The organism is Pseudomonas sp. GW821-FHT02B10, assembly GCF_059421865.1.
Genome location: NZ_JBWKVU010000003.1, coordinates 379818 through 405604, shown reverse-complemented (window position 1 = coordinate 405604; position 25787 = coordinate 379818). Strand labels below are relative to the sequence as shown.

General features: G+C 63.4%; 20 protein-coding genes. 11 read left to right on the top strand and 9 right to left on the bottom strand.

Translation table 11 applies throughout. From position 1 onward, the window contains the following. Positions 1-174: 174 nt before the first annotated feature. Positions 175-1074 (bottom strand): LysR family transcriptional regulator, encoded by a 900-nt coding sequence (locus tag AC07VU_RS09230; RefSeq protein WP_274305280.1) that lies wholly within the window; start codon positions 1072-1074, stop codon positions 175-177. Between the two features lie 112 nt (positions 1075-1186). Between AC07VU_RS09230 and AC07VU_RS09225 the strand changes: the two genes are divergently transcribed. The 6 genes from AC07VU_RS09225 (at position 1187) to AC07VU_RS09200 (ending at position 9010) form a co-directional block, all read left to right on the top strand. After that, the gene (locus AC07VU_RS09225; protein ID WP_274305281.1) at positions 1187-2908 is read left to right on the top strand and encodes an acyl-CoA dehydrogenase family protein; all 1722 of its coding nucleotides are present in this window, start codon (positions 1187-1189) and stop codon (positions 2906-2908) included. A gap of 32 nt (positions 2909-2940) precedes the next feature. Then, positions 2941-4128 (top strand): CaiB/BaiF CoA transferase family protein, encoded by a 1188-nt coding sequence (locus AC07VU_RS09220; protein ID WP_274305282.1) that lies wholly within the window; start codon positions 2941-2943, stop codon positions 4126-4128. 70 nt (positions 4129-4198) lie between these two features. Further along, positions 4199-4993 carry an enoyl-CoA hydratase gene (locus tag AC07VU_RS09215; protein WP_274305283.1) on the top strand — a complete coding sequence of 265 codons (795 nt, stop codon included), beginning with the start codon at positions 4199-4201 and terminating at the stop codon, positions 4991-4993. After that, positions 4990-6516 carry a 3-hydroxyacyl-CoA dehydrogenase gene (locus tag AC07VU_RS09210; RefSeq protein ID WP_495029757.1) on the top strand — a complete coding sequence of 509 codons (1527 nt, stop codon included), beginning with the start codon at positions 4990-4992 and terminating at the stop codon, positions 6514-6516. The genes AC07VU_RS09215 and AC07VU_RS09210 overlap by 4 nt, the downstream gene beginning before the upstream one ends. A 35-nt stretch (positions 6517-6551) precedes the next feature. Beyond that, a complete protein-coding gene (locus AC07VU_RS09205; protein ID WP_495029756.1) occupies positions 6552-7754 on the top strand; it encodes a 3-oxoadipyl-CoA thiolase in 1203 nt (400 codons plus the stop codon). Between the two features lie 140 nt (positions 7755-7894). Beyond that, a complete protein-coding gene (locus AC07VU_RS09200) occupies positions 7895-9010 on the top strand; it encodes a bifunctional transcriptional activator/DNA repair enzyme AdaA (protein ID WP_495029755.1) in 1116 nt (371 codons plus the stop codon). Here the strand turns inward: AC07VU_RS09200 and AC07VU_RS09195 are convergent. The 4 genes from AC07VU_RS09195 to glnA form a co-directional block, all read right to left on the bottom strand. Continuing rightward, a complete protein-coding gene (locus AC07VU_RS09195) occupies positions 8982-9497 on the bottom strand; it encodes a DUF4124 domain-containing protein (protein WP_274305287.1) in 516 nt (171 codons plus the stop codon). The genes AC07VU_RS09200 and AC07VU_RS09195 overlap by 29 nt on opposite strands. A gap of 88 nt (positions 9498-9585) precedes the next feature. Then, on the bottom strand, positions 9586-10128 hold the full coding sequence (locus AC07VU_RS09190) for a chorismate mutase (protein ID WP_053259323.1): 543 nt from the start codon (positions 10126-10128) through the stop codon (positions 9586-9588). 86 nt (positions 10129-10214) lie between these two features. Continuing rightward, on the bottom strand, positions 10215-12248 hold the full coding sequence (locus AC07VU_RS09185; protein ID WP_457275466.1) for a toxin-antitoxin system YwqK family antitoxin: 2034 nt from the start codon (positions 12246-12248) through the stop codon (positions 10215-10217). Positions 12249-12423: 175 nt separating this feature from the next. Beyond that, on the bottom strand, positions 12424-13830 hold the full coding sequence (glnA, locus tag AC07VU_RS09180) for a glutamate--ammonia ligase (RefSeq protein ID WP_007929953.1): 1407 nt from the start codon (positions 13828-13830) through the stop codon (positions 12424-12426). 330 nt (positions 13831-14160) lie between these two features. On the opposite strand from glnA, the gene thiI reads away from it, so the two are divergent. Both thiI and typA read left to right on the top strand, forming a co-directional pair. Further along, positions 14161-15615 (top strand): tRNA uracil 4-sulfurtransferase ThiI, encoded by a 1455-nt coding sequence (thiI, locus tag AC07VU_RS09175; RefSeq protein WP_007929954.1) that lies wholly within the window; start codon positions 14161-14163, stop codon positions 15613-15615. A gap of 139 nt (positions 15616-15754) precedes the next feature. Beyond that, on the top strand, positions 15755-17575 hold the full coding sequence (typA, locus tag AC07VU_RS09170; protein WP_009041779.1) for a translational GTPase TypA: 1821 nt from the start codon (positions 15755-15757) through the stop codon (positions 17573-17575). 268 nt (positions 17576-17843) lie between these two features. Here the strand turns inward: typA and AC07VU_RS09165 are convergent, their stop codons facing one another. After that, positions 17844-18287: a YkgJ family cysteine cluster protein gene (locus AC07VU_RS09165; protein WP_023970087.1), complete on the bottom strand. Its 444-nt coding sequence runs from the start codon at positions 18285-18287 to the stop codon at positions 17844-17846. Between the two features lie 265 nt (positions 18288-18552). On the opposite strand from AC07VU_RS09165, the gene AC07VU_RS09160 reads away from it, so the two are divergent. The 3 genes from AC07VU_RS09160 (at position 18553) to AC07VU_RS09150 (ending at position 22817) form a co-directional block, all read left to right on the top strand. Next, on the top strand, positions 18553-21003 hold the full coding sequence (locus AC07VU_RS09160; protein ID WP_457275467.1) for a glycogen/starch/alpha-glucan phosphorylase: 2451 nt from the start codon (positions 18553-18555) through the stop codon (positions 21001-21003). A gap of 197 nt (positions 21004-21200) precedes the next feature. Then, positions 21201-22211, top strand: coding sequence for a class 1 fructose-bisphosphatase (locus AC07VU_RS09155; protein WP_007925933.1), 1011 nt, complete (start codon positions 21201-21203; stop codon positions 22209-22211). A 3-nt stretch (positions 22212-22214) separates the two neighbouring features. Next, a complete protein-coding gene (locus AC07VU_RS09150) occupies positions 22215-22817 on the top strand; it encodes a DUF924 family protein (protein ID WP_053259326.1) in 603 nt (200 codons plus the stop codon). 124 nt (positions 22818-22941) lie between these two features. Here AC07VU_RS09150 and AC07VU_RS09145 read toward each other — a convergent pair whose 3' ends face one another. The 3 genes from AC07VU_RS09145 to AC07VU_RS09135 all read right to left on the bottom strand — a co-directional run bounded on the left by AC07VU_RS09145 (position 22942) and on the right by AC07VU_RS09135 (position 25526). Beyond that, positions 22942-23274, bottom strand: a complete 333-nt coding sequence (locus tag AC07VU_RS09145) for a type II toxin-antitoxin system RelE/ParE family toxin (RefSeq protein ID WP_277587685.1) — start codon at positions 23272-23274, stop codon at positions 22942-22944. Further along, a complete protein-coding gene (locus AC07VU_RS09140) occupies positions 23271-23543 on the bottom strand; it encodes a type II toxin-antitoxin system Phd/YefM family antitoxin (RefSeq protein WP_007925927.1) in 273 nt (90 codons plus the stop codon). The genes AC07VU_RS09145 and AC07VU_RS09140 overlap by 4 nt, the downstream gene beginning before the upstream one ends. Before the next feature lie 90 nt (positions 23544-23633). Continuing rightward, on the bottom strand, positions 23634-25526 hold the full coding sequence (locus AC07VU_RS09135) for a methyl-accepting chemotaxis protein (RefSeq protein WP_457275469.1): 1893 nt from the start codon (positions 25524-25526) through the stop codon (positions 23634-23636). Positions 25527-25787 lie beyond the last annotated feature (261 nt).

The window sequence follows — 25787 nt, the reverse complement described above, 5'->3', positions numbered from 1 at the left end:
TTGTTATTTGCGCCGCGGGAGGTTCGTCTGACGACGGCTCCGGATACTCGTTGCACGAATGGGCGCATCACGTACTTGCAAGGTCCGACGGCACGGAGCCTATACAGGCAGGAATGAAAAAAATAATGATTAAATCTTATTGTGTGATACGGGATTTCGTATGGTCGACAGCCCTCAAAGTCCCGGCGCCACGGGCTTTTGCAGGGCCTTGAGCACGGTCAGGAAACTCTCCGCGGCGGCCGACGGTTTGTCGGCATGGCGGATGGCGTGGACCTCGGACAACGCCCCGTCGCCGCTGATTTCGCAGTAATGCACACCCTCTTTCCAGGTGCCGGCCAGGGTCTGCGGGACCAGGGCCACGCCCATTTCATACGCCACCATCGCCACCACCGTTTGCCAGAGCCGGGTTTCGTGGCGGATACGCGGGCTGAACCCGGCTGCCACGCAGCGCGCGATGATCAGGTCGTGGTAGTGCGGCGAGACATTGCGTGGGAACAGGATGAAGTCGTCGTTGGCCAGCTGCGCCAGGTCGATGCGCGCCTTGTCCGCCAGCCGGTGACCCTGGGGCAGACAACAGAGGAAGGGCTCGGCGAGGACCGGCTCGCCGCGGATGCTCTCGGGAAAGTGGCTCCAGTGCACGAAGCCGATATCGATCTGCCCGCGCTGCAGTGCCTGGGCCTGCTCGGCGCTGTTCATCTCCATCAGCACGATCTCGGTGTCCGGGTGATCCTGCTCGAAGGTCTTCACCGCTTGCGGCAGGCCACGGTGCAGGATCGAGTTGACGAAGCCAATGCTCAGCCGGCCGACGAAACCCTGGGCCGAACGCAGGGTCAGGCGCCGCGCCTGCTCGGCCCGCAGCAGCAGGTAACGGGCTTCGTCGAGCAGCACCTGGCCGGCGTTGGTCAGGCTCACCGACTTGTTGTTGCGGCTCAGCAACTGCACGTCCAGCTGGCTCTCGAGCTTCTTGATGTCGAAGCTCAGGGCCGGCTGAGAGATGAACAGGCGAGTGGCGGCCCGACCGAAATGCAGCTCTTCGGCGACCGCGACGAAGTAACGAAGCTGTTTGAGATCCATGCTGGCGTCCTCGCTTTACGATCTGGTTTTCTTATCGTAGTGGATTGATTTTGTATTAGATACTTATTGATGGCGACTCTAGTCTCGGGGCACAAGAGCCTGGAGAGACGCCATGACTGCCCTGCCTGAACCTATCCAAGACACCCTGAATATCCCCGATAGCCGGGGCCTGAACCTGTTCGATTGCGACGCCGGGCTGGCGGCCCTGCTCAAGGTCTACCTGGCGCCGCAACTGTACGCCCAGTGGTTGCCGAGCCTGCGCCAGCTCGGTGCGCGGGCCGGTGGCGAGCTGGATGTGCTGGCACTCTCGGCGGACAAGAACCCGCCGCAACTGCGGCCGCGCACCCGCCGTGGCGAAGACCTGCAGAGCATTTACAAGCACCCGGACTTCATCGCCCTGGAGCGCGCCGCCTATGCCGAGCTGGGCCTGGCCTCCATGAGTCATTGCGCCGAGCCGGTGCTGCCGCTGGTCAAGTACGCCCTGACCTTCCTTTTCGTGCAGGCCGAGTTCGGCCTGTGCTGCCCGGTGAGCATGACCGACTCGCTGACCCGTACCCTGCGCAAGTTCGGCTCGCCGGAGCTGGTGGCGCGCTATCTGCCGTCCCTGGCCTCGCGGGATTTCGACCGCTTGTTCCAGGGCGCGATGTTCATGACCGAACAGGCGGCCGGCTCCGACGTGTCGTGCACCGAAACCCGCGCGCGCCTGGAGAACGGCGAGTGGCGGCTGTTCGGCGACAAGTGGTTCTGCTCCAACCCGGACGCCGACCTGGCCATGGTCCTGGCCCGTCCGGAAGACGCACCGGAAGGCCTGAAGGGGGTCAGCCTGTTCCTGCTGCCGAAGGTCCGCCCCGATGGCTCGCGCAACGCCTACCGGATCCTGCGCCTGAAGGACAAGCTGGGCAGCCGCTCCATGGCCAGCGGCGAAATCAGCCTGGACGGCGCCACCGCCTACCTGATCGGCGAGGTCGGCCGCGGCTTCCAGCAGATGGCCGACATGATCAACATGTCGCGCCTGTCCAACGGGGTGCGGGCCGCCGGGCTGATGCGTCGCGGGGTCAACGAGGCGCTGTATGTCGCCCGCCAGCGCCGGGCCTTTGGCCGCCATCTGATCGAGATGCCGCTGATGCAGCGCCAGCTGCTGAAAATGATGCTGCCCGCCGAGCAGGCCCGTTCGATGTTCATGCAGATCGCCACGCTGCTGCCCAAGGCCGATGCCGGTGACGAGGCGGCGCGCAAGTGCGTGCGCATCCTCACCCCGCTGGTCAAGTTCCGCGCCTGCCGCGATGCGCGTCGGGTCACCGGGGACGCCATGGAAGTACGCGGCGGGGTTGGCTACATCGAGGAGTGGAGCGATGCGCGGCTGGTGCGCGATGCCCACCTGGGCTCGATCTGGGAGGGCACCAGCAACATCGTCGCGTTGGATATCGCCCGCGCCGTGACCCGCGAGCAGGCCCTGGAGCCGCTGCGGCACTACCTCGCCGGCCTGCTCGCCGAGGCTGACCTGCCGGCGGCCAGCCAGCGCCTGTTCGAGACGGTCCTGCAACGTGCGGTCGCGGCCATCGAAAAGGTCGCGCAAGAGCGCCGCGACGACCAGGTGCGCCTGGCCGGCAGTGCCCTTTATCACACCGCCACGGCGATCTTCATGGCCTGGGAAGCGAGCCGCCAGGCCCCCGATTACCGGCGCCTGGCCCTGGCCCACCTGCTGCTCCAGCACAAGCTGCTGCCCCGCGATCCGCTGCGTCCGGAGGCATCGATTGAGCCTGAGCTGCTGGCGCTCCTGGCCCAGGAAAGCGCGCTGTCGAAAGCCGATGCGATGCAGCTGTTGCCGGCCTGAACGGCCCTGCCCATTTTTGTCAGAGAACTGCCATGAACCATTCAAAAGGGGCCCTGGCCGGCCTGAAAGTCATCGACCTCAGCCGCGTGCTGGGTGGACCCTACTGCTCCCAGGCCTTGGCCGACCACGGCGCCGAAGTGATCAAGCTGGAGCCCCTGAACGGTGACGAGACCCGCGGCTGGGGCCCGCCTTTCGAGGGCGCCGACGCTTCGTATTTCAGGGGCGTGAACCGCAACAAGCAGGGGATCGCCGTGGACCTGTCCCGACCCGCGGGCATCCAGCTGCTGATGCGCCTGCTGGAAGACGCCGACGTGCTGATGGAGAACTTCAAGCCCGGCACCCTGGAGCGTTGGGGCATCGGTTATGCCGAGGTGCTGAGCCAGCGTTTCCCGACCCTGATCCACTGCGCGGTTTCCGGTTTTGGCAGTGACGGCCCGCTGGGCGGGTTGCCCGGCTACGACGCGGTGATCCAGGCGATGGCCGGGCTGATGAGCGTGAACGGCGAAGCCGACAGCGGCCCGCTGCGCATCGGCCTGCCGATCGTCGATATGGTCACCGGGCTCAATGCCCTGGCGGGGATTCTCCTGGCGCTCAACGAACGCCACCGCAGCGGCCTGGGGCAGTCCCTCGACATCACTCTGTACGACTGCGGCGTGTCCCTGCTGCACCCGCATCTGGCCAACTATTTCGCCGCTGGCAAGACCCCGCAGCGCACCGGCAACGCCCATCCGAATATCGCGCCCTACGACAGTTACCGCACCGGCACCGAGCCGATCTTCCTGGCGGTCGGCAATGACCGGCAGTTCGCCAAGTTGTGCGAACAGCTGGACGCCGGCGCCTTGCTGGACGACCCGCGCTTTGCCGACAACGGCTGCCGCTCGGTCAACCGCGAGGCGCTGAAGCAGGCGCTGGAGGCGCGCCTGGCCGAGCACGACGGCACGGCCCTGGCGCAACGGCTGATCCGCCTGGGCGTGCCCTGCGGCTCGATTGCCTCGATCGACAAGGTGGTCGCGCACCCGCATACCCGGCATCGCGGCCTGTTGGTGGAGATCGGCGACTACCGCGGCGTCGGCTCGCCGGTGAAGCTGTCGCGGACCCCGGCCAGCTATCGCAGTGCTCCGCCGGCATTGGGCGCGAATACCCGCGAGGTTCTCGAAGGCCTGGGCCTCGACAACCAGACGATCGAAAACCTGTTCGAGCACGGCATCGTCCGCAGCTGAGGGGCGCTGCCAGAGCCCCGGCCGGGGTTCTGGCAGCGCTTCCGGATCCCTACCTGCATCAGGAGATTCCATGAATCCCGAGTCCGTTAGCCCCCAACCCCTGGTCCTGCTGGAGCGCCCCGCATCGGGCGTGGCGCTGCTGCGGCTGAACCGCCCGCAGGCGCTCAACGCGCTGAACATGGCGCTGCGCGAGGAGCTGGCCGAGCACTTTCGCCGCCTGGACACCTGCCCGGATACCCGGGTCGTGGTGCTCACTGGCGGCGATACGGTGTTTGCCGCCGGCGCCGACCTCAGCGAGCTGGTGAACGCCAGCGCGCTGCAGCTCTATGCCCGGCATGCCGAGCGCCACTGGCAAGCCATCTCGGCGTGCCGCAAGCCGGTCATCGCCGCGGTGAATGGCTACGCCCTGGGCGGTGGCTGTGAGTTGGCGATGCATTGCGACCTGATCGTCGCCGGCCACTCGGCGCGTTTTGCCCAGCCGGAAATCAAGGTCGGGGTGATGCCCGGGGCGGGCGGCACCCAGCGCCTGCTGCGCGCCATCGGCAAGTTCCAGGCGCTGCGTCTGTTGCTCACCGGCTGCCAGGTACCGGCCGACGAGGCGCTGCGCCTGGGCCTGGTCAGCGAGGTGGTGGCAGACAGCGAGACCCTGCCGCGAGCCCTGGCCCTGGCCGCCAGCATCGCCGGCATGCCGCCGCTGGCCGTGGCGCAGATCAAGGAGGTGGTGCTGGCCGGCATGGACCTGCCGTTGGAGCAGGCGTTGGTGCTGGAGCGCAAGGCTTTCCAGCTGCTGTTCGGCTCCCATGACCAACGCGAAGGCATGCAGGCCTTTCTTGAGAAACGCAAACCGGAGTACCAGGGGAAATGACCACACAAGCATTGCAACGCATCGGCCTGGTCGGCACCGGCGCCATGGGCCGGGGCATCGCCCAGGTCATGGCCATGGCCGGGCTCAAGGTATTTTTGTTCGATGTGCGCCCGGGTGCCGCGGGCACGGCCCGGGAGCAGCTGGCGACGATCTTTGCCCAGCAGATCGAGAAGGCCCGCATCACCCCGCAGGACGCCGCGGCGGCCATGCTCAATCTGGAAGTGGTCGACAGCCTGCAAGCGCTGCATGACTGTCAACTGGTGATCGAGGCGATAGTCGAGGACCTGGCGGCCAAGCAGCAGTTGTTTCGGCAACTGGAGGAGGTGCTGGCGCCGGATGCGATCCTGGCGAGCAATACCTCGTCGCTGTCGATCACCGCGATTGCCTCGGCTTGCCGCTATCCGGAACGCGTCGCCGGGCTGCACTTCTTCAATCCAGTGCCGCGGATGCGCATTGTCGAGGTGATCGACGGCCTCGCCACCCGCGTCGGCGCGCGCTTGCAGGAGCTGGTCCGCGCCATTGGCTACTACCCGGCGCGGGCCAAGGACTCTCCCGGCTTTATCGTCAATCATGCCGGACGGGCCTTTGGTACCGAGGCGCTGCGCATCCTCAGCGAGGGCGTGGCCCCTGCATGGCGGATCGATGCGCTGCTGCGCGACAGCGCCGGTTTCGCCATGGGGCCGTTCGAGCTGCTCGACCTGATCGGCCTGGATGTCAGCGTGCCGGTGATGGAGTCGGTCTACCGGCAGTTCTATGAGGAGCCGCGTTATCGGCCTCACCCCGTGCTGCGGCTGATGCTGGCGGGTGGGCACCTGGGGCGCAAGAGCGGGCAGGGCTTCTACCTCTACGACGAGCCAGGCGATACGCGGCGCCCGCCACAGGCCGTGCCCTCTTGCGCGGTGCTGCCGCCGGTGTGGATCGCCGCCGACGACGAGGTCGGCCGGCTGCGTCTGCTGGACCTGCTCGAACGCCTGGGGGCCCGGGTCGAGAACGGCCTGCGACCTTCCACCTCGGCCTTGTGCCTGGTGGCGCCACTGGGCGATGACGCCAGCGAAGCGGCCCTGCGTCATGCCATGGACCCGTCGCGCACCGTGGCGATCGACACCCTGACCGCGCTCGACAGCCAGCGTTGCCTGATGCTCAACCCGGCGACCCGCGAAGACATGCAGCACGCCGCCCACGCGCTGTTCAGCGCCGACGGCGGCACGGTGACGCTGATCCGCGACAGCTGCGGCTTCATCGTCCAGCGCACCCTGGCGTCCATCGTCAACCTGGCCTGCGACATCGCCCAGCAGGGCATCGCCTCGGTGGCCGATATCGACGCCGCGGTACGCCTGGGCCTCGGCTATCCGCTGGGACCGCTGGAGTGGGGCGACCAACTGGGCCCCGAGCGCCTGCTGCAGATCCTCGAGCGCCTGCACACCCTCACGGGCGACCCGCGTTATCGCCCCAGCGGCTGGTTGCGCCGTCGGGCCCTGCTGGGCCTGTCCCTGCGCCAGCCGGAAAACCCGCTGCCGGCCTGAGGCCTGCCGATCCCTACTGCTGCGAGAGTCCTTTCATGCTTGATGCCTATATCTACAGCGGCTTGCGAACCCCCTTCGGCCGGCATGGCGGCAGCCTCGCCAGCGTGCGCCCGGACGATCTGATGGGGCCTTTGCTGGCGCGTTTGCTGGAAACCTCGGGGCTACCGGCCGAGGCGCTGGAAGAGGTGATCCTCGGGTGTACCAACCAGGCCGGCGAGGACAGCCGCAACCTGGCGCGCAATGCCTTGCTCAGCGCCGGGCTGCCTTGGCGCGTGCCCGGGCAGACGGTCAACCGCCTGTGCGCCAGCGGCCTGTCGGCAGTGATCGACGCGGCCCGGGCGATCACCTGCGGCGAGGGCCGACTGTACCTGGCCGGCGGGGTCGAGAGCATGTCCCGGGCGCCCTTCATCATGGCCAAGGCCGAGAGTGCCTACAGCCGGACCCAGGAGGTGGCCGACAGCACCATTGGCGCACGCTTCGCCAACCCGCGGCTGGTCGAACGCTACGGCAACCACAGCATGCCCGAGACCGGCGATAACCTGGCCCGACTCTATGCCATCAGCCGCGAGGACGCCGATCGCTTCGCCGCCGCTTCCCAGGCGCGCTACCAGGCGGCCTTGCAGGCCGGAGTGCTGGACGGCGAGATCATGGCCGTCGAGCTGGCGGCCGGGCGCAAGGGCCCGGCCTTGACCGTCTGCGATGACGAACACCCGCGCCCTCGCTCCGACCTGGCGGCCCTGTCGCGCTTGCCGACGCTGTTCGCGGAGGGCGTGGTGACCGCCGGCAACGCTTCGGGGATCAACGATGGCGCGGCGGTGTTGCTGCTCGGCAGCCGTGAGATCGGGAGGGAACATGGGGTCGCGCCCATGGCGCGCATCCTCTCGTCGGCGTCGGTCGGCGTGGAGCCGCAGTTCATGGGTATCGGCCCGCACGGGGCGATTCTGCTGGCGTTGCAGCGGGCCCGCATCGGCCTGGAGCAGCTCGACCTGATCGAGATCAACGAGGCATTCGCGCCACAGGTGCTGGCTTGCCTCAAGGCCCTGGACCTGGATTTCGACGATCCGCGGGTCAACCCCAATGGCGGCGCCATCGCCATCGGCCACCCACTGGGCGCGTCCGGGGCCCGGCTGGTGTTGAGCGCCTGCCGTACCCTGCAACGCAACCACCAGCGTTACGCCGTGGTCAGCCTGTGCGTGGGCGTGGGCCAGGGCGTGGCCATGGTGATCGAGCGCGCCTGATTCTGATCTATCGCTTGGCGTTGTTTCACGCCGGGCGCAAGGCGGGGCGTCGTTGGCGAATCAACGCCTGATTTGCGGCGGCATCCGCTGCGGCGCTGCTCTACAGTGCACAGACATTCCTTCTGGTGCTGGAGACGGCCATGGATAATGCCCCCTTGCTGTTCCAACTGCCCGATGACGACACCCTGTACCGCGCCTTGCTCGAACGCGACCCGGCCTATGACGGGTTCGCTTTCGTCGGGGTCAAGAGCACGGGCGTGTTCTGTCGGCTGACTTGCGCGGCGCGCAAGCCCAAGCGCGAAAACACAGTGTTCTTCAGCTCTATCAAGGCCTGTATCGAGGCCGGTTTTCGCGCCTGCCTGCGCTGCCGTCCGCTGGAGCAGGCAGGTACCCAGGAGCCGCTGGTCAAACAGCTGCTGGCCTTGCTGGAAAACAATGCCGACAGGCGCTGGTATGAAGGCGACCTGATCGAACTCGGCTTCGACCCTTCCACGGTGCGCCGGGCCTTCAAGCGTCACTTCGGCGTGACCTTCCTGGAAATGGCCCGGCTGCGGCGGATCGGCGAGGGCATGCAGCAACTGGCGGGCGGCGCCAGCGTGATTGATGCGCAGATCAGCGCCAGTTTCGATTCCGACAGCGGCTTTCGCAGTGCCTTCACCCGGTTGCTCGGCCAGCCACCGTCGAACCTGCGCGGCCGCGAACTGCTCAAGGCCGACTGGCTGCAAACCCCGATCGGCGTGATGCTGGCAGTGGCCGATGCGCAGGCCCTGCATCTGCTGGAGTTCTTCGACCGCCCGGCATTGGCCACTGAGCTGAAGCGCCTGCAAGAGCACACTGGCTCGACCATCGGTTTCGGGCGTTTTGCCCCCATCGACCAGATCGAGAGCGAATTGCGACGGTTTTTCGCTGGGGAGTCGGCGAGCTTTGCCACGCCGCTGGCGCTGAATGCTTCGGCCTTTACCCGCACGGTGTGGCAGGCCCTCAGGGCGATACCGCCAGGCACCACCCGCAGTTACGCCGAGGTGGCGAGTAGCATAGGTTCGGCCTCCGCCGTGCGGGCCGTGGCCCGGGCCAATGGCGCCAATCAGATCGCCATCGTGATTGCCTGTCACCGGGTGATAGGTTCCGACGGTTCGCTCACCGGTTATGGCGGCGGGCTCTGGCGCAAACGCTGGCTGCTTGAGCATGAGCGGCGCTTGTACCCGCAGATTTCGGCGCGCCAGAACCTCAGGGCCGATGAACCCGTTGCAGGGTGAAGGTCAGCGTCGGGCTTTGCTGCACCACCCGCTCGCCATCGAGCACCTGCACCGCCAGGCGGTGCTCGCCGCGATCGATGTTCACCAGTTGCAGGCTCGGCAGGTTGCCGGGCTGGCCATAGGGTTGGTCGTCCAGCAGCAGGCGCAGGCGATGTTCGTTGTGCAGGGACGGTTGCAGGCTGACCTCGACATTGAAGGAGCCGTTGTTGGCGCGGATCACACCGCCGTTCGGTACGCCGCTCAGCTCCAGGGTGGTGTAGGCCGGCGCGTTGGAGGGTGGCGTCTGTTCAGGCTCGACGCCGGGCGGTGTGAGCGGCCTGGGCGCCTCTATGCGGTTCAGCGGCGCCAGCTCGACGGCCTGACCGGGCACGCCGGCCGGCGGCTGGTCGCTGTAGGCGGTATTGCCGTGGGCGTCGGTGTAGCGGTAGATCTGCGCGGCGGCCGGCAGGGCGGTCAGCAACAGCAGGTAGAGACAGTGCACACGCATGGCGGCTTTCCTGGGCGCATGGGTCGGCGGCTGCAAAAATGAAACTGCCTCCAGCATAGAGTCGCGAACCGGGCCCAGGTTCGTCACTTCAACCTTTGGACACACAAAGCTCGGCGGTGGCGCGGACCAGCGCCAGTTGGCGCAGCGCCGGGCGGTCGCCGCCGTGGGTGGCCTGGGCCAGCCATTGCGGGCACTGCGGGTCGTTGCGGTAGGGGCTGAAATCCGCCAGTTGCTGCAGCAGGCGTTTTTGTAACCGGTCGAGTTGCGGGCGGATCTGCCCCACCAGGTCCGGGCGCGGCGTGTCCGGCGCCTGGCCTTGCAAGGTCCATTCGGACAGATGGGCGTACTGCACCAGCTTGTTGGCCTCGATCTGCGCGGCGAAGAACTGTTCCACCGCCGCGCCGTCGAGTTTGTAGGCCGGCGCCTGCGCCACCGCGCCGGCAATCACCTCACGCTCGCGCGGGCGGTCTTCCACCGGTTTGTGGCTGTCCCATTTGCTCAGGGCCACTTGGTCGGCAATGGCCAGGCGTTCTTCGAGGGTGGCCAGCAGAGGGCCGAGGGTGGCGGGGGCGGCGCAGGCATTACCGGCCAGCAACAGGGTCAACAGGGCAAGGCAGAATCGCGAAGTCATGGGCAGTCTCGGTTTCCTGGGGACAAGTCGGCGGCCATGATGCACGCAAAACCGCAGTGCCTGGCAAGCGCCGGGTGCAAGGTGGGTCACTGGCCGGCCGCGGCAGTCGCGGGCGCCGCGCAACCGGTTGGGCTGGAAGAGAGTCGCTGGCCGCTTTCGTCATAGACGATCCGGCAGGCGCTCAAGCCGTTGTCGATCAGCTCGCGGCTCTTGACCGCGCCGTTGCGGTGATAGCACAACTGTTCGCCGACCAGTTGGCCGTTGGACTCATGACTTTTCACCTGTTGCTGGTTGATGGTCATCCAGGTGAAACCCACCGAGTTTTTCTGGCACTCGACCTGCCCATTGTCGTAGTAGGTGCGCTGAGTGATCTGGTCATTGTCGCCGATGATCTTCTCGCGGATCTTTTGGCCTGTTTCATAGTTGTACTCGATGGAGCCTTGGGGGCTGCCAAAGAGAAAGTCCGTTTCCCAGGACAGCTTTCCGTGGGTGAACCGCCGTTGTTTTCCACAGCGTTCGACGGTTGAGCCGAACTTGTCGAAGCGGCACCAGTTGGCTTCCTCATAAAGCACTCCGTCCTGATCGTATTGTTTCATCAGGCCGACAAAGCGCCCTCCCTCGAAGCGCCCGACCGTGGCCGGCGTCCCGTCGCGCAGGAAGGTCAGGTGAGGGCCTTCGTACCGATCGTTGTGCCAGGAAATATCGCTGATCAGCTTGCCGTCTTCGCTGTAACCCAGTGAGTGGCCTTCCCGTTTGCCATTCTCATAGTGCTGCGAGTACTGCAGGTTGCCGCTGGGGCTATAGCCTTCGCGGGTGCCGGACAGCACATCTGCCTGGTAATGCTCGATCAGGACCAGCACGCCATTGGCGTCGGTTTCGCGCAACTCGCCCTCTTTTTTATCGGCGACGAAGTTCACGCTCTGGCTATGGCCCTTGTCTGTCTTGAGTATCCACGGGCCGCTTTTCAGGTCGTTCTCGAAGTTGCCGCGACCTGCTTGGGTAACCCATGGCCCTTCGCGTTTGTCGTTGCGGTAGCTGCCGCTTTCGGTGAAGCCGTCCACCTTCTCTTCGCTCGGGCCGTTGAGCACGCCATGGACATAGGTCTGGAAGCCAGTGACAGCGGATTCGCCTCCTTCGTCGTAGGACAGCACCCAGCGTCCCTCACGTAGATCGTCCCGATACTCGCCCGTTACGGATTGCCAGCGGTAGGTTTCGGTCCACTGCCCCTGGCGCTTGCCATCGACATAACGGCCATGGGTCCAGCCATCGTCCGGGTTGGAAAAACTCCATTCGCCGGTGCGTTGGCCGTGGGCATAGGCACCCTGGGCGGCAACGGCACCGCCGGAATCGGAGTATTCCACGCAGGCCCCGTCCTCGCTGCCAGTGAAGCGTCGCGGTTCGGTTTCCCAGGCAATGCGGCTGGCCCGGTAGTTGTACAGCAGGGGCTCGCCCTCCAGCGCAGGTGTTTCGCCGCGCCAGTAGGTGGCGGTGAGAAAGCGTCCGTCCTTTTCGGCGAAGGTCTTTTTGTAGCTGTACTGCTCAGCTCCGGGCGGATGGGCGGTGATGGGCTGCCCGTTCTGGTCGAAGTAACCCACCAGGGTGCCGGCCGAATGGTCGAGCCGGTCGAATTCCTCGATACCCGAGTCTTCGTAGAAGTAGCTGTAGTTCAGCGGTGTCAGTTGGCGCAGGGCCTGTTTCACCGTCGGGGCATCGAGTTTCTTGTGGTCTTTGGCGATGCGCTCCAGGGCGGGCTGCAGTTTTTCCAGGCGCTGGTAGAGGTGGTCGCTTTCGTTATAGCGATAGGCATGCACGCGGTATTGGCCGCGCTGTTTGAACAGCACCAGGCGGGTCAGGGACTCATCATCCAAGGCGATGTTGAACACCGACTCGATGGTTGCATCGCCGAAGTCGTCCAGCAGCTGCGGCTGGCTCTCGTCCGGGTCGACCGAGTAATAACCTTTGACGCCGCCACCCTGCTTGATAAAGGCCAGGGTCGCCGAGCTTTCCGCCAGGCCGGTGATCAGCGGGTGGGCCAGTGACTTGCCGGCATAGAAAGGAGCGGCCTGGGTGCTGCCGAACGCCAGGCAGGCGATCAGGCCGAGAGAACGAGTCCACTGCATACGAATCCCTTCGTCGAGGCGCCGGACAGAGGGCGCCAGAGGCGCGGATTATCCATGGATGAATAACCCGGGGGAATGCTCCGGGGCTATGGGCGGACAATAAAAAAGGCCTCCCGAGGGAGGCCTTTTTTATTGTTACGTAGCGTGTCACGCCGCGTGGGGCGGCGCTACCGGATCAGCAGCTGTAGTACAGCTCGTATTCCAGTGGGTGTACGAAGGTACGGACCTTGATTTCTTCTTCGCTTTTCAGGGCGATGTAAGCGTCGATGAAGTCGTCGCTGAAAACGCCGCCTTTGGTCAGGAACGCCCGACCTTTGTCCAGCTCTTCCAGGGCTTCTTTCAGGCTGCCGCAAACTTGTGGGATCTCTTTCGCCTCTTCTGGCGGCAGGTCGTACAGGTTTTTGTCAGCCGCGTCGCCAGGGTGGATCTTGTTCTGGATACCGTCCAGGCCGGCCATCAGCAGGGCAGCGAAGGCCAGGTATGGGTTGGCAGCCGGATCCGGGAAGCGCGCTTCGATACGGCGGGCTTTAGGGCTCGACACGTAAGGGATACGGATCGAAGCGGAACGGTTGCGCGCCGAGTAGGCCAGCATGACCGGAGCTTCGAAGCCTGGTACCAGACGCTTGTAGGAGTTGGTCGAAGGGTTGGTGAAACCGTTCAGGGCCTTACCGTGCTTGATGATGCCGCCGATGAAGTACAGGGCGGTGTCGGACAGGCCGGCATAACCTTCGCCAGCGAAGGTGTTCTTGCCATCTTTGGAGATGGACATGTGCACGTGCATACCCGAGCCGTTGTCGCCGTACAGAGGCTTAGGCATGAAGGTCGCGGTGCGGCCGTAGGCGTCGGCCACGTTGTGCACGCAGTACTTGAGGGTCTGAACTTCGTCGCCCTTGTTGACCAGGGTGTTGAACTTCACGCCGATTTCGTTCTGGCCGGCAGTCGCCACTTCGTGGTGGTGAACTTCGATGACCAGGCCCATTTCTTCCATGGCATTACACATGGAGGTACGGATTTCGTGGTCGTGGTCGAACGGAGGAACCGGGAAGTAGCCGCCCTTGACGCCTGGACGGTGGCCTTTGTTGCCGCCTTCCACGTCCTGGTCGGACATCCACGAGCCTTGCTCGGAGAAGATCTTGAACATGGAGCCGGAGATGTCGGACTTGAACTTCACTTCGTCGAAGATGAAGAACTCAGGCTCTGGACCTACGAATACGGTGTCGCCGATACCGGTGGACTTCAGGTATTCCTCGGCACGCTTGGCGATGGCGCGTGGGTCGCGATCGTAGCCCTGCATGGTCGAAGGTTCGATGATGTCGCAGACCAGGATCAGGGTCGGCTCTTCGGTGAACGGGTCCAGGACGGCGGTTTCGTCAACCGGCATCAGGATCATGTCGGAGGCTTCGATGCCTTTCCAGCCAGCGATGGAGGAACCGTCGAACATTTTGCCGATTTCGAAGAAATCGTCATCCAGCGCATCACGGGCCGGCATGGTCACGTGGTGCTGAGTGCCTTTGGTGTCAGTGAAGCGCAGATCAATCCATTTGACGTCATGATCTTTGATGAGTTGAACCGACTTCGACATAGTGTCCTCCGGGTGGCTTCGGGCGAGTGTTGGTGTGCCCTTAGAATGTGGGTGATGCCGGCGCAGATACTCTGCCATGGCAACCTGCCTCACAAGGGAGCAAATTGCATGCCAGTGCCCCGAGTTGGGTTTTATGCCCCAAACTCACGCATTCCGGGCGCTATTTGGGCCAGATTGGCAAACCGGCGCACCGCAATGTTGCGTTTTTATCTGGCGATGACCTGTTTTGGTGCGCTAAAAACCGAGTGCACATTAATTGGTTAAACCTTGAGCAATTTCCGCTATAATCCGCGCCCCCCTTTTTCGGCTGGCCCAGCGCGCGCTGTTTTCATGAAACTAATCGTTAAAGTTTTCCCGGAAATCACCATCAAGAGCCGCCCGGTACGGACGCGTTTCATCCGTCAGTTGGCCAAGAACATCCGTGCCGTGCTCCGCGATCTGGACCCGGCTGTGGTGGTCAATGGTGTGTGGGACAACCTCGAGCTGGAAACCGCCGTCAGCGAGCCGAAAGCCTTGAAGGAGATGACCGAGCGCCTGAGTTGCATGCCGGGCATCGCGCATTTCCTGCAGGTCGATGAATACCCGCTGGGCGACTTCGACGACATCGTCGCCAAGTGCAAGCAGCACTTTGGCGAGGCGCTGTCGGGGAAAGTTTTCGCCGTGCGCTGCAAGCGTGCCGGCAAGCATGAATTCAGCTCCATGGACGTGGAGAAATACGTCGGCAGCCAGCTGCGCCGACAGTGCGGCGCCGCCGGGATTTCCCTGAAAGAGCCGGAAATCGAAGTGCGGATGGAAATTCGCGACCAACGGTTGTTCGTGATCCACAGCCAGCACAACAGCATCGGCGGTTACCCGCTGGGCGCCCTGGAGCAGACCCTGGTTTTGATGTCCGGCGGTTTCGATTCCACGGTGGCGGCCTACCAGATCATGCGTCGCGGCTTGATGAGCCACTTCTGCTTCTTCAATCTGGGCGGGCGTGCCCACGAATTGGGCGTGATGGAAGTCGCGCACTATATCTGGAAGAAGTACGGCAGCTCCCAGCGCGTGCTGTTCGTCAGCGTGCCGTTCGAGGAAGTGCTCGGCGAAATCCTCGGCAAAGTCGACAACAGTCATATGGGCGTCATTTTGAAGCGTATGATGTTGCGTGCCGCGTCGAGCATCGCCGACCGCTTGCACATCGACGCGCTGGTCACCGGCGAGGCGATTTCCCAGGTGTCGAGCCAGACCCTGCCGAACCTCTCGGTCATCGACTGCGTGACCGACAAGCTGGTGCTGCGCCCGCTGATCGCCAGCCACAAGCAGGACATCATCGACCTGGCCAACGAAATCGGCACCGCCGACTTCGCCAAGCACATGCCGGAGTACTGCGGGGTCATCTCGGTGAACCCCAAGACCCATGCCAAGCGCCATCGCGTGGAGCATGAAGAGAAAGAATTCGACATGGCGGTGCTCGAGCGTGCGATCGAGCGGGCCAAACTGGTGCCGATCGATCGGGTGATCGACGAACTGGGCCAGGATTTGCAGATCGAAGAAGTCAGCGAGGCGCTGGCGGGCCAGATCGTGATCGACATCCGTCATCCGGATGCTCAGGAAGACGACCCGCTGACACTTTCTGGCATCGAGATAAAAGCGCTGCCGTTCTATGCATTGAATGCACGCTTCAAGGAACTGGACCCTACTCGCCAGTACCTGCTGTATTGCGACAAAGGCGTCATGAGTCGCCTGCATGCTCACCATCTGCTCAGTGAGGGACATGCCAATGTGCGCGTTTATAGACCGAGCTAAGTGCCCGGGGCTGTTTGCCTGTGGCTTGCGTCACCGGCCCCCCGACGCCACCGTCAAGCTGTAACGGCCTTGCCGGACTCTATTGTTAATCGCTGCCAGCAGTTGTCAGCACACCGAATCCTCTGATCGAGATACACAAGTGATCGAAAATCTACGCAACATCGCCATCATTGCTCACGTTGACCACGGTAAAACCACCCTGGTAGACAAACTCCTGCGTCAATCCGGCACCCTGGAGCGCAACGAGCTCAACGACGAGCGCGTGATGGACTCCAACGACCAGGAAAAAGAGCGCGGTATTACCATCCTGGCGAAAAACACCGCCATCAACTGGAACGGCTACCACATCAACATCGTGGACACCCCGGGCCACGCCGACTTCGGCGGCGAAGTTGAACGCGTAATGTCGATGGTCGACTCCGTTCTGCTGTTGGTCGACGCTCAAGACGGCCCTATGCCGCAAACCCGTTTCGTGACCAAGAAGGCGTTCGAAGCCGGCCTGCGTCCGATCGTGGTCATCAACAAGGTCGACCGTCCAGGCGCGCGTCCTGACTGGGTTCTGGACCAGATCTTCGACCTGTTCGACAACCTGGGCGCCACCGAAGAACAGCTGGACTTCAAAGTCGTCTACGCCTCGGCCCTGAACGGCATTGCCGGTCTGGACCATACCGACATGGCCGAAGACATGACCCCGCTGTACCAGTCGATCGTCGACAACGTTCCGGCTCCGGCCGTTGACCGTGACGGTCCGTTCCAGATGCAGATCTCCGCTCTGGACTACAACAGCTTCCTGGGTGTGATCGGCGTTGGCCGTATCGCTCGCGGTCGCGTCAAGCCGAACACTCCGGTTGTGGCTATCGACGTCGATGGCAAGAAGCGCAACGGCCGTATCCTGAAGCTGATGGGTCACCACGGTCTGCACCGTGTGGACGTTGAAGAAGCCGCTGCCGGCGATATCGTCTGCATCAGCGGTTTCGACGAGCTGTTCATCTCCGACACCCTGTGCGATCCGACCGCTGTCGAAGCGATGAAGCCGCTGACCGTCGACGAGCCGACCGTTTCCATGACCTTCCAGGTCAACGACTCGCCATTCTGCGGTAAAGAAGGCAAGTTCGTGACCAGCCGTAACATCAAGGAACGTCTGGACAAAGAGCTGCTGTACAACGTTGCACTGCGCGTTGAAGAAGGCGACTCGGCCGACAAGTTCAAGGTTTCCGGCCGTGGTGAGCTGCACCTGTCGGTACTGATCGAAACCATGCGTCGCGAAGGTTTCGAAATGGGCGTTGGCCGTCCTGAAGTGATCATCCGTGAAGTCGACGGCGTGAAGCAGGAACCGTTCGAAAACGTCACCATCGACATCCCTGAAGAATCCCAGGGCAAGGTCATGGAAGAAATGGGTCTGCGTAAGGGCGACCTGAGCAACATGGTTCCGGATGGCAAGGGCCGTGTACGCCTGGAATACAACATTCCAGCCCGTGGTCTGATCGGTTTCCGTAACCAGTTCCTGACCCTGACCAACGGTGCAGGCATCCTGACCTCGATCTTCGATCGCTACGCTCCGATGAAGTCCGGCCACATGTCCGGTCGTCAGAACGGCGTACTGGTTTCGGTCGAAACCGGCAAGGCCCTGACCTACTCCCTGGAAACCCTGCAGGCGCGCGGCAAGCTGTTCGTCGAGCACGGCCAGGAAATCTACAACGGTCAGATCGTTGGTCTGAACAGCCGTGACAACGACCTGGGTGTGAACCCAACCAAAGGCAAGAAGCTCGACAACATGCGTGCTTCGGGCAAGGACGAAACCATCGCCCTGGTTCCGCCGGTTCGTTTCACCCTGGAACAGGCTCTGGAATTCATCCAGGACGATGAATTGTGCGAAGTGACTCCAAAGTCGATTCGCCTGCGTAAAAAGATTCTTGACGAAGGCGAGCGTACCCGCGCTGCCAAAAAAGCCAAGAACTGATCTTTAGTTCCGGCTGAATGAAAACGCCCCCGGTCGAAAGGCCGGGGGCGTTTTTTTTGATCTGTGAAAAAGCTCGGGTCCTGTAGCCGCTGCCGAGCCCGCGAGGCTGCGATCGGCCGCGTAGCGGTCGTCAAGCGGTAGATCTGAAACTCTGCGGTGGCCCGGATTGCGGCTGCTTTGCAGCCGATCGCAGCCTCGCCAAGGCTCGGCAGCGGCTACAGGGCGGCAGGGTTACGCGGGGAATGGGGTTGCGGGCGCAGGTCGAGGCTCAGAAGCGTTCCAGGGTCCGGCTGCTGGTGTTGGTCGGGCGCTCCACCGGCTTGGGCTTGTACGCGCAATAGCCCGGGCGCGGGCCGATCTTCGGGTGGTTGCGGCAGGTGTCCGGGCGCTTGTCATAAATGGTGCACAGGCGGCTCTTACGATCCAGATACAGGCAGTCGTTGTTGCTCATGCGTTGCAGGGTGAAGATTTCGGACTTCTGGTTGTAGCGCTCGACGATGCCTTCCTTCTGCAGGCGCTTGGCGATGTTCTTCGCCGGCTCGCCGCGTTCGAATTCGTCGACGATGCCGATGCGGATCAGATCCTTGATCTTGACCTCCACCGGCAGGGTGCAGCAGCTGGACATGCAGGAGCCGCACATGGGCGCGGAATACTTGGCCCAGGTATCGAGTCGGTCGATTTCCGCGGCGGCGATCAGGTTGGACTTCATCAGGCTTGTTTCCAGCGTGTGTATCAGGGCGCGCGATCATACCGGTACTGGTGGATTTTTGAACAACCATTTAACGGAATTTACGCCTGCCCAAGGGGAGTGCGAGGGTCGGCACGGCATCTGCATCATTTTTGCCAGCTGCCGCGGGAGACGCCGCCTCTGCTCGGGCAATCGCACGACGCACCGAACCAGAGTCTTTGGCTCCTGTCAGACCGACTAGGCTCAGACAATTCCATGCTCACTGTCTATCTCGCTCGAGGTCGTATTCATGACTCAGGAACTGCAAGTTCGTGACGCTGAGGTGGCCGCTTTTCGCGATGCCGTCCTGACCAAACTCACCTACGCGGTGGGCAAAGACCCGGACCACGCCTTCGACCATGACTGGTTCGAAGCCATCGCCCTGGCGGCGCGCGATCACATGGTCGAGCACTGGATGGACCATACGCGGCAGATCTACCGCAAAGGCCAGAAACGCGTTTATTACCTGTCCCTGGAATTCCTCATCGGCCGCCTGCTCTACGACAGCCTGAGCAACCTCGGGCTGCTGGACGTGGCGCGCGATGCGCTGAACGACCTGGGCGTCGATATGGAACGCATCCGCCTGCTGGAGCCGGATGCGGCGCTGGGCAACGGTGGCCTCGGCCGCCTGGCGGCGTGCTTCATGGAAAGCATGTCGACCCTGGGCATCGCCGGCCACGGCTACGGTATCCGTTATGAACACGGTTTGTTCCGCCAGGCCATCGTCGATGGCTGGCAGCAGGAGCAGACCGAGCACTGGCTGGACTTCGGCAACCCCTGGGAGTTCGAGCGCCCCGAAGTGATCTATTCGATCGGCTTCGGCGGCAGCGTCGAAACCGTCACCGACGAGGCCGGCCACGCCCGGCAGGTCTGGTGGCCGGCGGAAACCGTGCGCGCGGTGGCCTACGACACCCCGGTGGTCGGCTGGCGCGGTGCCAGCGTCAACACCTTGCGCCTGTGGCGCGCCCGGGCCATGGAAGACCTGCACCTGGAACGCTTCAACGCCGGCGACCACCTGGGCGCGGTGGCCGAGGTGGCCCGGGCCGAAAGCATCTCCCGGGTGCTCTACCCGGCGGACAGCACCGAAGCCGGGCAGGAACTGCGCCTGCGCCAGGAGTACTTCTTCGTCTCCGCGTCCCTGCAGGACCTGCTGCGCCGGCACAAGAACATGCACGATTCGGTGCTCAGCCTCGGCGAGCATGCGGCGATCCAGCTCAACGACACGCACCCGTCGATTGCCGTGGCCGAACTGATGCGCCAGCTGGTGGACCTGCACGGCATCGCCTGGGAAGCGGCTTGGCAGATCACCGTCGAGACCCTGGCCTACACCAACCACACGCTGCTGCCCGAAGCCCTGGAAACCTGGCCGGTGGGCCTGATGGAACGCATGCTGCCGCGGCACATGCAGATCATTTACCTGATCAATGCCCAGCACATCGATTCGCTGCGGGCCAAGGGCATCCACGACTTCGACGTGCTGCGCGCGGTGTCGCTGATCGAAGAAGACAACGGCCGCCGGGTGCGCATGGGCAACCTGGCGTTTCTCGGTTCCCATAGCGTCAACGGCGTGTCCGGCCTGCACACCCAGCTGATGCGCAGCACGGTGTTTTCCGAGCTGCACAAGCTGTACCCGGAGCGGATCAACAACAAGACCAACGGCATCACCTTCCGCCGCTGGCTGTACCAGGCCAACCCCAAGCTGACGGCGATGCTGGTCGAAGCCGTGGGCCCGGAGCTGCTGGACAACCCCGAGGAGCTGTTGCTCAAGCTCGAACCCTTCGCCGAGAAGCCGGCCTTTCGCAAGCAGTTCGCCGAGCAGCGCCTGCACAGCAAGCGCGCGCTGGCGGCGATCATCCATGAACGCCTGGGCATCGCGGTCAATCCGGCGGCGCTGTTCGACGTCCAGGTCAAACGGATCCACGAGTACAAGCGCCAGTTGCTCAACCTGATGCACACGGTGGCGCTGTACCAGGCGATCCGCGCCGAGCCGGAAATCGACTGGGTGCCGCGGGTGAAGATCTTCGCCGGCAAGGCCGCGGCCAGTTATCACCAGGCCAAACTGATCATCAAGCTGAGCAACGACATCGCCCGCACGGTGAACAACGACCCGACCGTGCGCGGCCTGCTCAAGGTGGTGTTCCTGCCCAACTACAACGTCAGCCTGGCCGAAAGCATCATCCCGGCGGCGGACCTGTCGGAGCAGATTTCCACCGCCGGTTTCGAGGCCTCGGGCACCAGCAACATGAAGTTCGGCCTCAATGGCGCGCTGACCATCGGCACCCTGGACGGCGCCAACGTCGAGATGTGCGAGCGGGTCGGCGCCGAGCACATGTTCATCTTCGGCCTCAGCGCCCAGCAGGTGGAAGCACGCAAACGCAATGGCGAGTTCAGCGCGGTGCCGGACATCGCCGCCTCCCATCGTCTCAACGATGTGCTGCAGGCGATTCGTGGCGGGGTATTTTCGCCGGACGATCCGGCCCGTTACTCTGGGCTGATCGATTCGCTGGTCGACTATGACCGCTTCCATGTGTGCGCCGATTTCGACTCCTACTGGAATGCCCAGCTGCATGTCGAAGAGCGCTGGCGCGACAGCAATCAATGGTGGCGTTCGGCGGTGCTCAACAGCGCGCGCATGGGCTGGTTCTCTTCGGACCGGACCATTCGCGAGTACGCCACAGAGATCTGGAAGGCTCTGGAATAGGCCGCTCGGCGGTCCCCGTAGCGTCTAAAGGGCGCAGGCTATCGCAGCCTGCGCCAACGTCTACGGATCGGATTTCGGGCTACGCTCAACCCCATGCATGAACTCTCTGTGGCGGATCTCGTCTCATAGGAGGAAATGCACCCCGACTCGCGTTAAACTGCGCGGGTTTTTAGCCCCCCATTCCTCCGGAGCCGTCCATGTCCCGCGTTACCCTGAGTCGCTATTTGATTGAGCAGACCCGCAGCAACAACACTCCTGCCGATCTGCGCTTCCTGATCGAAGTGGTGGCGCGTGCCTGCAAGGAGATCAGCCATGCCGTGTCCAAAGGCGCCCTGGGCGGTGTTCTGGGCAGCATGGGCACTGAAAACGTCCAAGGCGAAGTGCAGAAGAAGCTCGACGTGCTCTCCAACGAGATCCTGCTCGAAGCCAACGAATGGGGCGGCCACCTGGCCGGCATGGCGTCCGAGGAAATGGACAATGCCTACCAGATCCCGGGCAAATACCCGAAAGGCGCGTACCTGCTGGTATTCGACCCGCTGGACGGCTCGTCGAACATCGACATCAACGCCCCGGTCGGCACGATCTTCTCGGTATTGCGTTGCCCGAACGAATACCTGAGCCAGAACGAACCGCTCAATGAAAAGGCCTTCCTGCAGCCAGGCACCCAGCAGGTTGCCGCCGGTTACGCCATCTACGGCCCGCAGACCATGCTGGTGCTGACCCTGGGCGACGGCGTCAAGGGTTTCACCCTGGATCGCGAAATGGGCAGCTTCGTGCTGACCCACGAAGACATCACCATTCCTGAAAGCACCCAGGAATTCGCCATCAACATGTCCAACCAGCGTCACTGGGAAGCGCCGGTGCAGCGTTACGTGAGCGAATTGCTGGCAGGCGAAGAAGGTCCGCTGAACAAGAACTACAACATGCGCTGGGTGGCCGCGATGGTCGCCGACGTGCACCGCATCCTGACCCGCGGTGGCCTGTTCATGTACCCACGCGACAGCCGCGAGCCATCCAAGCCGGGCAAGCTGCGCCTGATGTACGAAGCCAACCCGATGTCGTTCCTGGTGGAACAGGCGGGCGGCGCTTCCACCGACGGTCACCAGCGCATTCTCGACATCCAGCCTGAAGGCCTGCACCAGCGCGTAGCGGTGTTCCTCGGCTCGAAGGAAGAAGTCGCCCGCGTCACCGCTTACCACAAGGAATAACCCATGGCCGCGCCCTGGCAGCCCTTGCTCGACTGGTGGTTCGGTTCGGCCGAGAAGCCCGCGGATATCAAGGCTGAAAAGGGCAGGCTGTGGTTTGGCAAGCGCGACAGCCAGGACCTCGAGGCGCGCGAGCGTTTCGGGGATCTGGTGGAGCAGGCCTTGGCCGGCGGATTGACCGAGTGGGCGCAACGCCCGCAAGGTTGGCTGGCCCTGGTGCTGCTGCTCGACCAGCTGCCGCGCATGCTGTATCGCGAAACCCCCAAGAGCTTTGCCGGCGATCTACGTGCCCAGGCGCTGGTGGCCCAGGGTATTGCCGCGGATTTCGACCGCCAGTTGGCGCCGATGCAACGCAGCTTCGTCTACCTGGTGTTCGAGCATTGCGAGAACCTGGCGGTGCAGAACGAAGCGATCTCCAGGTTCGCCGCCTTGCACGACGAGCAGCCGCTGGCCGACCAACCGGTGTTCGCCGATCTGCTGGACTACGCCGAACGGCATCAGAAAATCATCGCCCGCTTCGGGCGCTTCCCTCATCGCAACCAGATTCTCGGGCGTGAATCGACGCCGGAGGAACTGGCATTCCTGCGCGAGCCGGGTTCCAGCTTCTAGTTCTTCTGCGTTCTGTAATCGCTATCGCGGGCAAGCCTCGCTCCTACAGGCGCGTGTATGCATCCGTAGGAGCGGCCGGTCGACGCTCGATTGCCCGCGATAGAGCTTCAGGACCCATGAATACTTAGCGCCTGGCGCGCAGTAACCGCTTCATCAGCAAGGTTTGCAGGTCTTGGCGAGTATCGGCGATGACATGGATGTAGACGGTAGCGTCTCGTACTTCATAGATGATTCGATTCATCCCCGAGAGTATCTGTCGGTAGTGGCCGACATGCAGTTGTTCGAGTTCTTCGGGAATCGCCCCGGCGTAGGGCAGGGTGGCCAGTGGGCGAATGGCTTGTTTCAGGCTGCTGTAGCTGTTGTGCCAGGTGGCGGTGGAGAACCGCTGGGTGAGGTAGGTACGCAACTCGATGAGGTCGGTTTCCGCCGAATGCAGAAGCACTACCTTGAATGTCACGGTTGGTCGGCCTGGTCCAGTTCGTCGAACACGTCCTGGGCATCGCGGAATTGGCCTTCATCGATCTCACGATTACCGAGGGCGAGGATCTTCAGCAGCGCCATGGTTTCTTCCTGCTGCTCGAAGCTTTTCACATCCATGACCACCAGTTTTGCCTCGCCGTTCTGGGTAATGACCATGGGCTCACGGCTTTCGGTGATGGTTTTGACGATCTCGGCGGTGTGGCTTTTCAGGTAACTGATTGGTTTGATCTGAGAGGAAAGCTTCATGGGAGCATCTCGTCTGGGGAAGCAGGACTGAGTTTAGTCTTTATTCAGTCCTATGTGCGCCGCGCCAGACGAGTTGAGTGTTGCTGATCGTTAAATCCGGAAACTGCCCACCAACTGCTGCAACCGCGCCGCTTGCTGCTCCAGGTCGGCGCAGGCGCGCAGGGTCGCCTGCAGGTTTTCCACGCCTTCCTGGTTGAGGGTGTTGATCTCGGTGATGTCGACGTTGATCGACTCCACCACGGCGGTCTGCTCCTCGGTGGCGGTGGCCACGGACTGGTTCATGCCGTCGATCTCGCCGATGCGCTGGGTCACGCTGCCCAGGCGCTGGCCGGCCTGGTTGGCGATGCCGACGCTGCTTGCGCTCTCGCGCTGGCTTTCGGTCATGGTGTCCACCGCCTGGCGGGCGCCGACCTGCAGTTCCTCGATCATCTTCTGCACTTGCTGCGCCGAGTCCTGGGTGCGGTGGGCGAGGTTGCGCACCTCATCGGCGACCACCGCGAAACCACGGCCGGCCTCCCCGGCGCGGGCGGCTTCGATGGCGGCGTTGAGGGCCAGCAGGTTGGTCTGCTGGGAGATGCTGGTGATGACTTCGAGGATCTGCCCGATGTTCACCGTGTTGCTGTTCAGGGTTTCGATATGGCCGCAGGAGTCGCTGATCTTCGCCGACAGCTGCTGCATGGCGGCGATGGTCTGGTCGACCACGGCCTGGCCTTCGCCAGCCAGGTTGCGCGCATCGCTGGAGTGCTGCGACGCCAGGGCGGCGTTCTGGGCGATTTCCTGGGCGGCGGCGCCGAGCTGGTTGATGGCCGCGGCGACGCTGCTGGTGCGCGAGGCCTGCTGGCCGGAGTTGAACATCGACGAGTTCGAGGCGCTGACCACCCGCAGGGCGACTTCGTTGACCTGGCCGGTGGCCGAGGCGACTTCGCGGATCGAACCGTGAACCCGCTCGACGAAACGGTTGAACGACACGCCCAGGGTGCCGAACTCGTCGTGGCCATGGATGGTCAGGCGCTTGGTCAGGTCGCCCTCACCCTCGGCGATGTCGTGCATGGCGCGGCCCATCAGGTGCAGCGGCTGCATCAGCACGCGGATCAGCATGCCCAGCAGGCTGATGATGATCACTACGGCAATCAGCATGGCGATGATCGCTGAGGTGCGGAACTCGCTGAGCATCGAGAACGCGGTGTCCTTGTCCAGCACCAGCGCCACGTACCAGTCCGCCGCCGGCACGCCGTTGACGCGGGTGAAGGAGATGAGCTGGGTCTTGCCGTCCAGCTCGACTTCCTTCAGGCCCGGGCCGACCTGCGGGGCGCCATTGGGGTAGGCGTCGCTGAGGTTCTTGAGCACCAGCTTGCTGTCCGGGTGGATCAGGATCTTGCCGCCGGCGCTGACGATGAACGCCTGGCCATGGCCGCCGAAATTCAGCGAGTTGATGATGGCGCTGACGTTGGACAGGTCGATATCGGCTCCGGCGACGCCGATGAAGCTGCCCTGGTGCTGCACCGGGGTGGCGACGGTGATCACCAGCTTGCCGGAAGAGGCGGCGATGTAGGGTTCGGTGACGATGGTCTGCTGGGCCGAGTTGGCCGCCTTGTACCAGCCGCGGGCACGTGGGTCGTAGTCGGGCGCGCGGTTGCCCGCCGGGACCGAGAACATCGCGCCGTCCTGGCCGCCGAAGTAGCTGAGCTGGAAGTTGCTGGCATAGGCGGGGAGGCCGACGCTGCGTTTCAGGCCGTCGGCGCCGCTGCCGTCCACGGCGATCTGCTGGGCCAGGGTGTGCAGCAACTGGATGCGACTTTCCAGCCAGGTCTGGATGTTGCTGCTGGTCAGGCTGCCGAGTTCCTGCATGGAGGACTCGTTGCTGCTGCGCAGGGCCTCGCGCTGTCGATAGTCGTTGAACAGGATAAAACAGGCGAACGCAACGGCGACCACAAGAGCGGCGGCAAGCAGGATCTTATGGCTGAATTTCATGTTTCTGGTCATTAGGTGAACTACCGCGAAAGGGTGGTCAGCGAGGGGGCGTCAATTTGCCATAACGGCAGCTTTTGCGCTGCTTTTATGTCGACTGGCCATCATGAAAAATGAGGCACGCCGACGTCTGCCCGACGAAATGCGTTTTGCCCCCGCAAAGTGGTTGATTCCGGAGGAAATGCTGGGCGCTGCGTCACAATAAATAGGCGTCTGGCTGGGGAACCAGATGGGGCTTTTCTCTTCTAAGCTTCTGGTTGGCAGCATGCCATCCCC